Origin of the sequence: Pseudonocardia sp. Ae150A_Ps1 (genome assembly GCF_001932315.1) — a bacterium.
Classification (GTDB): Bacteria; Actinomycetota; Actinomycetes; order Mycobacteriales; family Pseudonocardiaceae; genus Pseudonocardia.
Window position 1 is genome coordinate 1,297,749 of the sequence record NZ_MCIJ01000001.1, and the last position, 14,052, is coordinate 1,311,800.

Below are 14,052 nucleotides of genomic sequence, written 5' to 3' on the forward strand. Positions count from 1 at the left end.
ATCACTCCTTCTCGTCGGTGCCGGCGTACTGCGAGCGCAGCCGCCGTTTGTCCGTCTTGCCGACACTCGTGCGGGGCAGGGCGTCGACCGGGACGACGTCCTCGGGCAGCCACCACCGCGGCACCCGGGTGCCCAGCCGGGTGAGCACCTCTCCGCCGGTCGCGTCCCGTCCGGCGTGGAGGACGACGACGGCGAGCGGGCGCTCCTGCCACCGGCGGTGCGGGACCGCGACGACGGCCGCCTCGGCGACGTCGGGATCGTCGAGCAGTGCCTGCTCCAGCGCGACCGAGCTGATCCACTCGCCCCCGCTCTTGATCAGGTCCTTCGCCCGGTCGACGATCCGCAACCGCCCCGCGGGATCGATGGTGGCGACGTCGCCGGTCCGCAGCCAGCCGTCGACGAAGCGTTCGGGCGCCTCTCCCAGGTAGTAGGAGGTCGCGACCCACGGCCCGCGGACCAGCAGCTCGCCGGACGCGACGCCGTCACGGGGCAGCTCCGTGCCCTCGTCGTCGACGATCCGCCACTGCAGGCCGGGCAGCAGCCGGCCCTGGCTGCGGATCCTCCGGTACCGCTCCTCGTCGTCGCCGGGCGGGTCGGGATCGCGGGTGAAGGTCGCCATCGGCGAGATCTCGGTCATCCCCCAGCCCTGGAACACCGGGACGCCGAGCTCGTCCCACGCGCGGATCAGGGCGGTCGACGGCGTCGACCCGCCCAGGACGAGCGCGCGGACCGAGGAGACGTCGGTCCCGTGGGTGCGCACGTGCTCCAGCAGGTCGGTCGCGACCGTGGGGACCATGCCGAGGTAGGTGACCCGCTCGCGCTGCACGATCGACGCGATCTCCGCGACGGTCGGGTGCGGGCCGGGCAGCACCTGCGCCGCCCCGGCCATGGTGGCCGCGAACGGCACGCCCCAGGCGTTCGCGTGGAACAGCGGCACCACGTGCAGCACGGTGTCGCGGGCGGAGATCGCGTGCCCGTCGGCCAGACACGCGCCGAAGGTGTGCAGGTAGAGGCCGCGGTGGGTGTAGCCGACGCCCTTCGGGCGCCCGGTCGTCCCGGACGTGTAGCAGAGCACGGCCAGGTCGTGCTCGGACCGCTCCGGGGCCCCGGTCACTGCGGGTCCCTGCGCGACCAGCTCCTCGTACTCGGCACCGGAGCCGACGACGCCCAGCTCCGGCCGGACGCCGTCGAGCAGGTGCACCAGGTCGTCGTCGGCGACGATCAGCCGGTCGTCGGCGTGCCCCGCGATGTAGGCGATCTCCTCCGCGGACAGCCGCAGGTTGAGGGTGTGCAGCACCGCCCCGGCCAGCGGCACCGCGGCGTAGAGCTCCAGGTGACGGTGGTGGTTCCAGCACAGCGACCCGACCCGGTCGCCCGGCCGCACCCCCAGCCGGCGCAGCGCACCCGCCAGCCGCACGACCCGGTCGTGGTAGCGGCCGTAGTCGTAGCGGAGCACCTCCTCGCCGTGCTCGTAGCCGACGATCGGCCGCCCGGGATGCTGCTGCCGGGCCCGGTCGGCGAACTCGGTGATCAGCAACTGGGTCACGGCCACGCCCGCAGCCGTTCCCGCACCGCCGGGACGACCTTGTCGGCGAGGTAGGCGATGCGCTCGGAGCCGCTCTCGACCGGCTCGCCGGGCAGCATCGCCCAGAAGTGCACGTCCCGGATCTGCGGCGTCCCGCGCAGCAGCTCGGTGAAGTGGGTGGTCGCGGCCTCGGCGTCCATCAGCTGGTACGCGCCCGCCTCGATGATCTGCGCCGGGTCGGTGAACCTCGGTGTGCTCTCCGGCGGTCCGAACGCGCCCCAGGAGATGTACTCGTTGAGCTGGTACAGCGCGTGCTCCCCGATCCGGGACCAGACGCGCTCGGGGTCGTCGGCGACGATCGCCCACTGACCGGCGTAGATCGCGGCGTCGTCGACCGGCCGGCCGAGCCGCTGCACCGCGTCGAGGTAGCTGCGGTGGTGGGCGTTCTGGGTGGACAGGAACCCGTCGGCGATCCGCGCGGCCCGCTCGATCGCGACGTCGGCCATCGCGCCGACCAGCAGCTGCGGCGGTGTCTCGGGGACCGGCGTCACGGGCAGCGGCGGGAGCGTGTAGCGCCTCCCCCGGTAGCCCTCCGCCGATCCCGACCACGCGTGGCGGATCAGCTCGACCCCCTCCTCCAGCAGGCTGGGCCGGTGGGTGAGCGTCCTGCCGAACGCGTCGAACTCGCGGGCCCAGTAGCCCTGCCCGACGCCGAGGTCGAACCGGCCGCCGGAGAGCAGTGACAGGGTCGACGCGTCCTCGGCGAGCCGCACCGGGTCGTGCAGCGGCGAGACGATGAGGTTGGTCCCGATCCGCATGCGGGACGTCCGCTGCGCGATCGCGGACCCGAGGACGAACGGCGACGGGCTGTACCCGTCGTCGCAGAAGTGGTGCTCGGTCAGCCAGACGGAGTCGAGTCCCCGCTGCTCGGCCCACGAGATCTGGTCCAGCACCTCCGCGTAGAACGCCCCGAACGGACGGCCGGGGTCGGGGTCGGGGTCGGGGTCGGGGTCGGGGTCGGGGTCGGGGTCGGGGTCGGGGTCGGGGTCGGGGTCGGGGTCGGGGTCGCGGAAGTCGTACCAGAGCCCGAAGGCCGGTCCGGTGCGGGCGGGCGTCTCGTGCGTGCTGGTCATGGCGGCACCCTGGCGTCCGGGGGTGACCGCTGTCACTCCGCTCCCGTGGTGGTCGTTGTGGACTCCTTCAACGCCCCGGGGCCGGGTCGGCGCCGGTCCCGCGACGTGCGGGCCCGCGGGCCGTAACCTCGCTGACGTGCCGACGACGACACAGCCCGACTGGCTCCCCCGCGACCTCGTCGACCTGGCGGCGGTCGCCGGCTGGGGACGAGAGGCCGGTCTGCCGGACGGCCCGGTCTCCGCCGTCGAGCGGATCGGGGGCGGCACCCAGAACGTGGTGCTGCGCCTGGACTGGGGCGGCCGCGACCTCGTCCTGCGCCGGCCGCCCGAGCACCCCCGGCCCGCCAGCAACGCGACGCTGGCCCGCGAGATGCGGGTGCTGTCGGCGCTCGCCGGCACCGACGTGCCGCACCCCGGGTTCGTCGCGGGCTGCACCGACGAGAGCGTGCTCGGCGTCGTCTTCTACCTGATGGAGGCCGTCGACGGGGACAATCCGGGTGCGACGGTCGGCGCCCTGTACCGCGACGACGCGGCCGCCCGCGCCGCCGCCGCGACGGACACCGCCACCGCGCTCGCCCGCCTCGCCGCCGTCGACCACGAGGCGATCGGGCTCGGCGACCTCGGGCGGCCCGACGGTTTCCTCGAGCGCCAGGTGCCGCGGTGGCTCGACCACCTGGCGTCCTACGACCGGATCCCGGAGTACGGCGGGAACCGGCTCCCGCACGTCGCGGAACTCGCGCGGTGGCTGGAGGCGCACCGCCCGCCGCCGTCGCCCCCGGGCCTGGTGCACGGCGACTACCACCTCAACAACCTGCTGCTCGATCCCGTGCGGCCCCGGGTCGCGGCGATCGTGGACTGGGAGATGTGCACGGTCGGCGACCCGCTGCTCGACCTGGGCTGGCTGCTCGTGACCTGGCCGGACGGCGGGCCGGACCCGCTGACCGGGGCCGCGCTGGCCGCCGCGGGCGGGCTCCCCGGCCGGGACGAGCTCGTCGGGGCCTGGGCGGACGCCGGGGACCGGGAGCCGTCGGCCGTCGACTGGTACACCGTCCTCGCCGGGTTCAAGTTCGCGATCGTCATCGAGGGGACGCACGCCCGCGCGCTCGCCGGCCAGGCCGACCCGGACGTCGGGCAGCACCTGCACGACGCCGCCGTGCGGACCCTGGAGCGGGTCGCGCCGCTCGCCCGCTGACGGTCCGGCTCACTCCCCCAGCAGCCGGACGACGACGGTGGCGATGTCCTCCGCGGAGCGCTCCGCGGGCCCGGGCGGCAGGACCAGGTGGCTGACGGTGAGCCGGGCGGCGGTCTGCGCGGCGAGCCGGACGGTGCCGTCCGCGGCTCCGGGCCGGACCCGGCGCAGGTACCCGGCCGCCCGGTCGGCCGCGGCGGCGACGATGGGCCCAGACTGGCTCCCGAACGCCGACGGCGCACCGGTCAGCAGGGCCTTCACCAGCGGGTTCTCCGCGGCCTCCGTCAGCGCCGCGCCGACGGCCGCGACCCATGCGGCGTGCAGGTCGTCCTCCCCGTCGAGCGCGGTCTCGATGCGGTCGAGGAACCGGCCGGTGGCCCGCAGGACCAGCGCGGCGGCCAGGCCGTCCCGGTCGCCGAACTCGCTGTAGAGGGTCTGCCTGCTGACGCCGACCCGGCGGGCGAGCTCGGGCATCGAGGGCCGCTCCCCCGCGACGGCGAGCCGTTCGGCGGCGTCGAGCACCTCGTCCCGCAGCTCGTCGCGCGCCCGCCGCGCCATCGTCCGCCGTTCCATCGCGGACATCATGGCATGCCATGTCCAGCTCCTGGACAGTTTCGGAAGAAGTGTCTAACTTGAGGTCCGACACGGTGGTCGAACGCGAGGAGGCACCCCCCGTGAGCCTGGTGCAGCACGCACGCGAGCGCTGGTCGTCGGTGCTCACCCTGCCCGCCCCCGACCGGCTGGACGACGCGCTGCTCAGCACCGGCGCCGAGGGCCGCATGCCCGCGCCGTTCGGCCCGGCCCCCGGGGACACCAGGGAGGTCCCCGGCGACGACGGCCTGCCGCTGCTCGGCCACGCGCTGGCCTACGTCCGGTTCGGACACCGTTTCACCCGGGCCCGGACCGAGGCGCTCGGCCCGGTGTGGTGGATGCGCTCCCCCGCCGGGCGGGCGATCGTCGTCACCGGGCCGGCCGCGACCCGCGAGGTGCTGGTCAACCGGGACAAGGCGTTCTCCCAGGAGGGCTGGCGGGCGACCGTCGACGCGTTCTTCCACCGCGGCCTGATGCTGCTCGACTTCGACGAGCACCGGGCCCACCGGCGGATCATGCAGGAGGCGTTCACCCCGGCCCGGATCGAGAGCTACGTCGCCGCCACCACCCCGGTGCTGCGCGAGGTGATGCCGCAGTGGCCGTCGCGGATGCGCCTCTACCCGGCACTGAAGCGGCTGACCCTGGACGTCGCCCAGTCGGTCTTCATGGACGCCCGCTCCGGCCCGGAGGCCGAGGCGGTGAACCGGGCGTTCGTGGACTGCGTCCGGGCGGCGAACTCGTTCGTGCGCAAGGACCTCCCCGGGACACGGTGGCGGCGCGGGCTGCAGGGCCGCGCGCTTCTGGAGGACTGGTTCCGGTCCAACCTGGACGCGAAGCGGACCGGCGAGGGCACCGACCTGTTCTCCGCGCTCTGCCACGCCCGCACCGACGACGGCGAGGCGTTCTCCGACGACGACGTCGTCAACCACATGATCTTCCTGATGATGGCGGCGCACGACACGTCGACGACGACCGCGGCCGCCGCCGCGCACCACCTGGCGCGGAACCCGGAGTGGCAGGAGCGCTGCCGCGCCGAGTCCGACGCGCTCGCGGAGCGGCTCGGCGACGCCGTGCCGACCGTCGCGGACCTGCGCTCGCTCACCGGGCTGGACCTGGTGATCAAGGAGGCGCTCCGGATGGACGCGCCGGTCCCGGTCGTCATGCGCACCGCGGTGCGTGACACCACGGTCGCCGGGCACCACGTGCCGGCGGGCACCCGGGTCGTCGTCGCCCAGGCGGTGAACCACTACGACCGCTCCTGCTGGACCGACCCGGAGCGCTTCGACCCCGACCGGTTCGGCCCGGACCGGCGCGAGGACCGGTCCGACCGCGACGCCTGGATCCCGTTCGGCGGCGGCGTGCACAAGTGCATCGGCCTGCACTTCGGCACGCTGGAGGTGACCGCGGTCCTGCACGAGATGCTGCGGCGGTACCGGTGGACCGTCGACCCGGGCTACCGGCTGCGCTGGGACAACACCTCGCTGCCGGTGCCGGTGGGCGGGATTCCTGTGGCGCTGCGCGCCCGTGAGTGAAAAACGCGGTCAGGGCCGTGTTTTCCACTCACGAGCGCGAAGCGCCTACTCGCCGTCCCCGCTGCTCCACCGGCGGTCCTTGCGGTCCTCGGCCTCGGTCCGCTCGCGGGCGAGCTCCAGCGCGCGGGCCGCGGTCTCGCGGTCCGGGTAGGGGCCGAGCCGGTCGGCGGCGCGGCAGCCGTCCTTCGGCTCCACCGTGTTGTGCTTCAGGCAGTAGAACCATTCCTCGTCGCTCATGGGTCCAGCCTGGCACCGCCGGCGACCGCGTGCCGCCCGCCGCGCCGGGATCTCCGTGGCAGGCTGGGGGGCATGGCACTGGTGCTCGGGGTGGACTCCTCCACCCAGTCCTGCAAGGTCGTCGTCCGCGACGCGGACACCGGCGAGCTCGTCCGGTCCGGCCGGGCCTCGCACCCGGACGGGACCGAGATCGCCCCGCGGTTCTGGTGGGACGCGCTGCAGGAGGCCCTCGCCGACGCCGGCGGTCTCGACGGCGTCGAGGCGCTGTCGGTCGCGGGCCAGCAGCACGGGATGGTCTGCCTCGACTCCGGCGGTGAGGTCGTCCGTGACGCGCTGCTGTGGAACGACACCCGCTCCGCCCCGGCCGCGACCGCACTCACCGAGGAGCTCGGGGCCGGTGGCTGGGCGGAGGCGACCGGCGTCGTCCCGGTCGCCTCGATCACCCTGACGAAGCTGCGCTGGCTCGCCGAGCACGAGCCGGACAACGCCGCCCGCACGGCGGCGGTGTGCCTGCCGCACGACTGGCTGACCTGGCGGCTGCGCGGCGCGGCCGGACTGGACGAGCTGGCCACCGACCGCTCCGACGCGTCCGGCACCGGCTACTACGACGGCGCCGGCTACCGCACGGACCTGCTCGAACGCGGCTTCGGTGCCACACCGGCGCTGCCCAGGGTCCTCGGCCCGGCCGAGTCCGTCGAGGGCCCCGGCGGGATCCGCGTCGGCGCGGGGGCCGGCGACAACGCCGCCGCCGGGCTGGGGGTCGACGCCGGCGACGACGTCGTCGTCTCGCTCGGGACGTCGGGCACCGTGTTCGCCCGGTCGGCGACGCGGGCGCAGGACCCGTCGGGGATCGTCGCCGGGTTCTCCGACGCGACCGGCGCCTACCTGCCGCTGGTCTGCACGCTCAACGCGTCCCGGGTGCTCGACGCGACCCGGCGGCTGCTCGGCGTCGACCACGCCGAGCTCGGCGAGCTGGCGCTGGCCGCGGAGCCGGGGGCGGGCGGCCTCGTCGTCGTCCCCTACCTCGAGGGCGAGCGGACGCCGAACCTGCCGGACGCCACCGGCTCGCTGCACGGCTGGACCCTCGCCTCCGGGACCCGGGAGAACCTGGCCCGGGCGGCGGTCGAGGGAATGCTCTACGCGCAGCGGGTCGGCCTGGAGGCGCTGCGCGAGCAGGGCGTCTCGGTGTCCGGGGTGACGCTGGTCGGCGGCGCGACCCGGTCCGAAGCCGTGTGCCGGATCGCCGCGCAGGTCTTCGAGGTGCCCGTGCGGGTACCGGAGCCCGGCGAGTACGTCGCCGACGGCGCGGCCCGCCAGGCGGCGTGGGCGCTGCGCGGCGGCGACACCCCGCCGTCCTGGGCCCCGGCGACCGAGCCCGCCCGGTACGACGCCGATCCCGCCCCGCACGCCTGGGAGCGCTACCGGGAGGCGGCGTCGGCGTTCCTGGACCGGATCCCGGAATGACCTCCGAGGTCACCGGGCCGAAGCCGCTCCTGGTCCTCGGCAAGATCACGGACATCCTCGACGCCTTCACCCTGCAGCGCCCGGTGCTCAGCCTCGGCGAGATCCAGCAGGCCACCGGGATCCCGACGTCGACGGTGCAGCGGCTGGTGTCCAACATGGTCACGGAGGGGCTGCTGGACCGGGTCGGCGACCGGGTCCGGGTCGGCGTCCGGATGGCCTACTGGGCGGGTGCCGCTGCCCGCGGCGTCGACCTGCTCGACCTGGCCGGCCCTGTGCTGCGCGAGCTGCGCGACACCACCGGCGAGACGGCGGCGCTGTTCCGGGCCGAGACCCGCTTCCGGGTCTGCGTCGCGGTGGCCGAGACCCGGCACGCGCTGCGCCGGGAGATGCACGTCGGCAAGATCATCCCGCTGCACACGGGCTCGGCGGGCCGGGTGCTCCTGGCGTGGGACGCACCGCTGGCCGACGAGGTCCTGTCCGGGCCGCTGGAGACGATCACCGACCACACGGTGACCGACCCGGCGGTGCTGCGGACACTGGTGGACGAGACCCGCCGCGACGGGTTCGCGATCACCGCCGCCGAGCGCGACGACGGCGGCTCCGGACTGTCCGCCCCCGTCTTCGACCACTCCGGGGCGGTCGCGGCGGCGCTGACGATCAGCGGGCCGACGATCCGGCTCACCCGGGAGCGGTGCGAGCAGCACGTGGAGCTGCTGGTCCGGGCTGCCGACCGGCTGACCCGGACCCTCGGTGGCCGCCCGCCGTCCTGACCGGACACACCACGAACGTTTCGTCCACTGTGGCCGTTTGTGGCACGCGTCCGATCAGCGGCTACGGTGGATGCTTCGGCACTTCGGGAGCACGAGCGCGCGGCAACGCTGCGAGACGGGCTGCACCTCCCGGCCACGGACTGGCCGACGGCGCGCATGCCGCCCAGCTCCACATCATCCCCGACTCCGCGGAGCGACGATCCCGATGACATCCGTGCGACCCCTCGTGGGCGCCACCGACCGACCGCTGCCGAGCGCGGTACCGACCGCCGGGGGCGGGCGGTGACCGCCCCGGCGACCCGTTCCCGGTCCACCGACGTGGCGGTGCTGGGCATCGCCGGTGGCCTGCTGACGGCGTTCGTGATCGCCGCGCTGATCGTCCCCGTCGCTACCGACGACGGCGTGACCGTCGCGTTCGACCTGGCGGCCCGCTGGTTCGGCCCGCTGTGGCAGGTGCTGCTGTTCGCGACCTTCGTCGTCGCGGTGGGGCTGGCGTGCTCCCGCTACGGCGCCGTGCGGCTCGGCGGCCGCAGCGAGCCGGAGATCGCCCGCTTCAAGTGGATCGCGATGATCATGTCCACGCTGCTCGCGGGCGGCGGGGTCTTCTTCGCCGCGGGTGAGCCGCTGCAGCACTTCGTCTCGCCGTCGCCGTACTACGACCACGTCGCGCCCGGCTCGCCGGACGCCGTCGCCCCGGCGCTGGCCCAGAGCTTCACGCACTGGGGCTTCCTGGCCTGGGCGGTGCTCGGCTCGCTCGGCGCGATCGTGATGATGCGCGGCGCCGAGAAGGGCCTGCCGCTGCGACCACGGACACTGCTGCACCCGATCCTCGGCGAGAAGGTGCGGCACTCGAGACTCGGCACCGCCGTCGACATCGTCACCGTGCTGGCCGTGGTGGCCGGCACCGTCGGGCCGATCGGCTTCCTCGGTCTGCAGGTGTCCTACGGCCTGTCCCGGCTGATCGGGACGCCGGACACCTACCCGGTGCAGCTCGCCGTGATCCTCGGTCTGACCGCCGTCGCGGTGGTCTCGGTACTCACCGGCATCGACCGCGGCATCCAGCTGCTCAGCCGGATCAACATCTGGATGGCGCTGGGCGTGCTGGCGGCGTTCCTCGTGCTGGGCTCGGCCGGGTTCCTGATCGACGCCTTCCTCGGCGGGTTCGGCCTGTACCTGCGCGACTTCGCGCCGCTGGCCCTGTACCGCGGTGACGAGGCGTGGCTCGGCTCGTGGACGGTGTTCTTCTTCGGCTGGTTCCTCGGCTACGGCCCGCTGATGTCGATCTTCGTGGCGCGGATCTCGCGCGGGCGCCGGGTACGCGACCTGATCGTCTGCACCTCGATCGTCCCGCCGGTCGCGACCGCGGTGTGGTTCACCGCCTTCGGCGGCACGAGCATGTTCCTGGAGCAGAACGCCCCGGGCGCGCTGTCCGGGCCGCTCGAGTCGACCGGGATGGCGGCGGCCGTCGTCTCGGCCGCCGAGCAGCTCCCGCTCGGATCACTGCTCGGGATCGTGCTGCTCCTGCTGACCTGCACGTTCGTCGCGACGACGACGGACTCGATGTCCTACGCCATCGCCGCGGCCTCGACGACGCGCGGCGAGCCGGCCCGCGGTACCCGGGTCTTCTGGGGCCTCCTGATGGGCGCCGCCGCGGCGGTGCTGATCGTCGTCGGCGACGGCGGCATCACCGCCCTGCAGAACGTCATCGTGATCACGGCGGTGCCCGCCGGGTTCCTCATGCTCCCGCTGCTGTGGATCGCGCCCCGGGTGGTCCGGGAGATGGGTGTCGAGCAGGGCGTCGTCCCCGCCGAGCAGCCGTCGTCCGGCCCGCCGTCGTCCGAGCAGCCGTCGTCCGCGACGCGCGACGCGGAGACGGAGCCGAGCGGACAGCCGACCTGACCGCAGGGCCGCGGGGCGTCAGTCCCGCGGCCCGGCCGTCCAGCGGAACGCCTCGGCCTTCGACCGCACACCCTGCGCCGCGCGGGAGCGGTTCGGCTCCCCCAGCTCCGCGAGGACGTCCTCGGCCTCCGTCACGAGCCCGGCCAGCACGTCGGGCGTGAGCCAGGACGGGCGCAGCGCGAACAGCAGGTCCTCGCTCGCGGTGTTCCCGCTGGCCCCGGGCGCGAACGGGCAGCCACCGAGGCCGCCCAGCGCACCGTCCAGCAGGGTCGCGCCGCCCTGCACGGCCGCGAGCGCGTTCGCGACGCCCTGACCCCAGGTGTCGTGACCGTGGAAGGCGATCCGCCGGCCGTCCGCGACGCCCGCGACCCGCTCGACCAGCGACCCGACCTCGAACGGTGCCGCCTGCCCGAGCGTGTCGCACACGACGACGTCGCACGAGCTGTCGGTCCGCGGGTCCGCGGGTCCGCGGGTCCGCGACGATCTCCAGCACCCGTTCCGGGTCGACCGGGCCGTCGAACGGGCAGGTGAACGACGTCGCGAGGCACAGCTGGATCCGTCCACCGGCGTCACGGGCGTACTGCACGGCCTCGGGCATCGCGTCCAGGGACACCGCGGTGTCGCGACCGATGTTGGCGTTGTTGTGGGCGTCGGAGACCGAGAAGCAGTACTGCACGTTGCGGGCGCCCGCCGCGACGGCCTTCTGCACGTGCCGTGGCGTCGCCACCCACACCCAGCAGCGCTCCAGCTCCTCCGGGGTCAGCGCGGCGACCACGTCGAGGGTGTCCGCGAGCGGTGGCACGAGGTCGCCGCGGGCCAGCGAGCCGATCTCCAGCTCGGGCACGCCCGCCGCCAGCAGCGACCGGACGAGCGCGACCTTGCGCCCGGTCGGCAGCGGCTTGCCGGTCAGCTGCAACCCGTCCCGCAGCGTCACGTCACGCAGCAGCACGTCCATTCAGGACTCCTCTCCGGACGCGGCGCGGACCGCGTCGTCGGTGTACCCGAGCAGGCCGCCGAGCACGTCGCCGGTGTCGGCGCCGAGGTCGGGGCCGACGTGCCGGACCGGCACCGACTCCCCGCCCAGCACCGGCACGACGCCCGGGAAACCGACCCGGGCGGGCTCCGGACCGCCGGTGTCGACGTCGAAGTACTGGACCATGTTCCGAGCCCGGAACTGCGCGTCGCCGACGATGTCGGGGGCCGAGTAGATCGGCCCGGCCGGCACGCCCGCGGACTCCAGCCGGGCGAGCACCTCGTCGCGGGGCATCGACCGCGTCCACGCCTCGATGGCCGCATCGAGTTCGTCCCGGCGCTCCCAGCGACCCGCGTTGGATGCCAGATCGGGTTGGTCGGCCAGCTCCGGCCGGCCGATGACCTGCATGAACCGGCCGTAGATGGAGTCGCCGTTGCCGGCGATGACGACGCTGCCGCCGTCACCGCACTCGTAGGCGTTGGACGGCGCGATGCCCTCCATCCGCCCGCCGACCCGGCGACGCTCGACGCCGTAGGCCAGGTGGTCGGGCACGAGCGACTCCATCATCGAGAACACCGCCTCGTTGAGCGCGACGTCCATCGAGCGGCGGTCCAGCGGCGGCCGGTCCGTGGCGGCCTCGCGCTGGTAGAGGCCCATCACCGCGGAGAACGCGCCGTAGAGCCCGGCGATCGAGTCGCCGATCGACACCCCGGTCCGCGACGGCGGCCGGTCCTCCTCCCCCACCAGCGCGCGCAGCCCGCCCATCGCCTCCGCGACGGCGGCGAAGCCCGGACGTGCCGACATCGGGCCGGTCTGGCCGAACGCCGAGATCCGGACCAGGACGACGTCGGGGTTGGCGGCGTCGAGCTCGCCCGGCCCGAGACCCCACTTCTCCAGCGTGCCGGGCCGGAAGTTCTCCAGCACGACGTCGCACGACGCGGCCAGGTCCAGCACGGCGCGGCGCCCGGCGTCGGAGCGCAGGTCGAGCGTGATCGACCGCTTGTTGCGGTTGAGGGTGCGGTAGAGCATCGAGGTGTCACCGGCGTAGAGCCGCCAGTTGCGCAGCTCGTCGCCGGTGCGCGGACGCTCCACCTTGATCACGTCCGCGCCGAAGTCGGCGAGCAGCCGGCCCGTGGTCGGCGCCGCGATGTAGTTCCCCAGCTCCAGCACCCGGATACCGGACAGCGGCAGGTCGGACACGTCTCGGCCTCCCTTCTAGAAGACGTAGGACAGCGGCAGGATCAGCAGGATCGCCACGACCAAGGCGACCGACACCCCGACCGAGCAGGTCTTGAGCGCGCCCCGCACGGACTGGCCGAGCAGCGACTGCAGCAGCCAGAACGTGTTGGACGTGACGTGCACGGCGAACAGCGCACCGGCGCCCGCGGCCAGCGCGATCAGCACCGGCGCCAGGCCGATCACCGGCGCGACCGGGGCGAGGACGCCGGCCGCGGTGATCGCCGAGATGGTCACCGAGCCGATCGCGACGTGCAGCACGGCGGCGATCAGCCACACCATCAGCAGCGGTGCGGCGGTGTTCGCCGAGAAGTAGCGGCCGAGGATCTCGCCCAGCCCGGCGTCGGAGATCGTCGTGGCGAGCGAGCCGCCGACACCGGTGAGGATCAGGATCTGGCCGCTCTCGCGGAACCCGTCGCCGACCGCGCCCTCGACGAGCTCGCGGCCGTGCGCCAGCCCGACGACGGCGGTCGTCCCGACCAGCGCGATCAGCAGCGCGATCACCGGCTCGCCGAGGAAGACCAGCACCGGCTGCTCGACACCGGCGGCGTCGAGCACGGCGCCCGCGGCGATCAGGAGCAGGCCGACGAGCAGCGGTGCGAAGAGCAGGATCAGCGGCAGCGGGCGACGACGGGCGCCGTCCGGCCGGCCGGCGACGGTCGTGGCCGCGCCCGACGGCTGCGGCGACGTCCCGTCGGGACCGGCGGGGTCGGCCGTCGCACCGGAGCCGGCGGCGTCGGTGTCCGGGCCGGGCCCCTCGTCGCCGTCCGTCCCCGACGGCGCCATCCCGGCCCAGGTCGGCTCCTGCTCGTCGCGCTCGGGGTCCCACCAGCCGCGCCGGAAGAGGAAGGTCATGATCCCGGTCGCGATCACGACGGTCGGGACGACGACGATCAGCCCGGCCAGCAGCATCTGCCCCATCGGGACGCCCAGCACACCGGCCAGCGCGACCGTGCCGACGCCCGGCACCATGAACACGATCCCGCACTCGAGCCCGATCGCGAGCGCCGTCGCCATCCGCGGCAGACCGTGGCTCCCGATGCGCGGCGCGATCCGCCGGGCCAGTGGCGCCGAGATGACCAGCAGGACGTCCACGAAGATCGACTGGAGGACGGTGCCGACCGTGACCGCCGTGGCGTACGGCATCCCGCGCGGCCCGCAGATGCTCAGCAGTGACGCGACGAGCCGTTCGATGGCGCCGGCCCGGTGCAGCATCGCCCCGGTGAGCACGCCGAAGGCGATGAGCAGCCCGACGTCGGCGAGGATGTCACCGAACCCGCCGGTGACGGCGTCCACGGTGCCCTGCACGCCCAGGCCCGCGGTGAGCCCGAGGTAGACCGCGCCGATCACCAGCGAGATCACCGGGTTCAACCGGAACCGGACGATCAGCACGACGGTGGCGAGCACGGCCACCACCGTGTTCACCACGATGACGGTCTCCGACACGATAGGGCTCCCTGCAGGTCCGACGGCACTGTCGCGGACCCACATCATGAACTCTTA

General features: G+C 74.3%; 12 protein-coding genes and 1 pseudogene. 5 read left to right on the top strand and 8 right to left on the bottom strand.

Annotated features, from left to right (window positions below; genetic code table 11):
• Window position 1 precedes the first annotated feature (1 nt).
• Entirely contained in the window at window positions 2-1,552 is a 1,551-nt protein-coding gene (locus Ae150APs1_RS05600) for a long-chain-fatty-acid--CoA ligase (protein WP_249266226.1), read from the bottom strand.
• The gene (locus Ae150APs1_RS05605; protein ID WP_075296240.1) at window positions 1,543-2,658 is read right to left on the bottom strand and encodes an LLM class flavin-dependent oxidoreductase; all 1,116 of its coding nucleotides are present in this window, start codon (window positions 2,656-2,658) and stop codon (window positions 1,543-1,545) included. The genes Ae150APs1_RS05600 and Ae150APs1_RS05605 overlap by 10 nt, the downstream gene beginning before the upstream one ends.
• A 136-nt stretch (window positions 2,659-2,794) precedes the next feature.
• On the opposite strand from Ae150APs1_RS05605, the gene Ae150APs1_RS05610 reads away from it, so the two are divergent.
• Window positions 2,795-3,850: a phosphotransferase family protein gene (locus tag Ae150APs1_RS05610; RefSeq protein WP_075296242.1), complete on the top strand. Its 1,056-nt coding sequence runs from the start codon at window positions 2,795-2,797 to the stop codon at window positions 3,848-3,850.
• A 9-nt stretch (window positions 3,851-3,859) separates the two neighbouring features.
• On the opposite strand, the gene Ae150APs1_RS05615 is transcribed toward Ae150APs1_RS05610, so the two are convergent.
• Window positions 3,860-4,420 carry a TetR family transcriptional regulator gene (locus Ae150APs1_RS05615; protein ID WP_075301715.1) on the bottom strand — a complete coding sequence of 187 codons (561 nt, stop codon included), beginning with the start codon at window positions 4,418-4,420 and terminating at the stop codon, window positions 3,860-3,862.
• Between the two features lie 101 nt (window positions 4,421-4,521).
• Between Ae150APs1_RS05615 and Ae150APs1_RS05620 the strand changes: the two genes are divergently transcribed.
• The gene (locus Ae150APs1_RS05620; protein ID WP_075301717.1) at window positions 4,522-5,970 is read left to right on the top strand and encodes a cytochrome P450; all 1,449 of its coding nucleotides are present in this window, start codon (window positions 4,522-4,524) and stop codon (window positions 5,968-5,970) included.
• Between the two features lie 45 nt (window positions 5,971-6,015).
• On the opposite strand, the gene Ae150APs1_RS05625 is transcribed toward Ae150APs1_RS05620, so the two are convergent.
• Entirely contained in the window at window positions 6,016-6,207 is a 192-nt protein-coding gene (locus Ae150APs1_RS05625; protein ID WP_075296244.1) for a hypothetical protein, read from the bottom strand.
• Window positions 6,208-6,279: 72 nt separating this feature from the next.
• On the opposite strand from Ae150APs1_RS05625, the gene xylB reads away from it, so the two are divergent.
• The 3 genes from xylB (at window position 6,280) to Ae150APs1_RS05640 (ending at window position 10,340) form a co-directional block, all read left to right on the top strand.
• Entirely contained in the window at window positions 6,280-7,671 is a 1,392-nt protein-coding gene (gene xylB / locus Ae150APs1_RS05630; protein ID WP_075296246.1) for a xylulokinase, read from the top strand.
• Window positions 7,668-8,441, top strand: a complete 774-nt coding sequence (locus tag Ae150APs1_RS05635) for an IclR family transcriptional regulator (RefSeq protein WP_010241742.1) — start codon at window positions 7,668-7,670, stop codon at window positions 8,439-8,441. The genes xylB and Ae150APs1_RS05635 overlap by 4 nt, the downstream gene beginning before the upstream one ends.
• A gap of 282 nt (window positions 8,442-8,723) precedes the next feature.
• The gene (locus Ae150APs1_RS05640; protein ID WP_075296248.1) at window positions 8,724-10,340 is read left to right on the top strand and encodes a BCCT family transporter; all 1,617 of its coding nucleotides are present in this window, start codon (window positions 8,724-8,726) and stop codon (window positions 10,338-10,340) included.
• 18 nt (window positions 10,341-10,358) lie between these two features.
• On the opposite strand, the gene Ae150APs1_RS34190 is transcribed toward Ae150APs1_RS05640, so the two are convergent.
• The 4 genes and pseudogenes from Ae150APs1_RS34190 to Ae150APs1_RS05655 all read right to left on the bottom strand — a co-directional run bounded on the left by Ae150APs1_RS34190 (window position 10,359) and on the right by Ae150APs1_RS05655 (window position 13,995).
• Window positions 10,359-10,766: a hypothetical protein gene (locus Ae150APs1_RS34190; protein WP_254849424.1), complete on the bottom strand. Its 408-nt coding sequence runs from the start codon at window positions 10,764-10,766 to the stop codon at window positions 10,359-10,361.
• Window positions 10,767-10,875: 109 nt separating this feature from the next.
• Window positions 10,876-11,295, bottom strand: a pseudogene (locus Ae150APs1_RS34195) (hydroxymethylglutaryl-CoA lyase); the annotation flags it as partial.
• Entirely contained in the window at window positions 11,296-12,513 is a 1,218-nt protein-coding gene (locus Ae150APs1_RS05650; RefSeq protein WP_010241745.1) for a CoA transferase, read from the bottom strand.
• Between the two features lie 15 nt (window positions 12,514-12,528).
• Complete coding sequence (locus Ae150APs1_RS05655; RefSeq protein WP_075296250.1) at window positions 12,529-13,995, bottom strand: SLC13 family permease; 1,467 nt, start codon at window positions 13,993-13,995, stop codon at window positions 12,529-12,531.
• Between the last annotated feature and the right edge of the window lie 57 nt (window positions 13,996-14,052).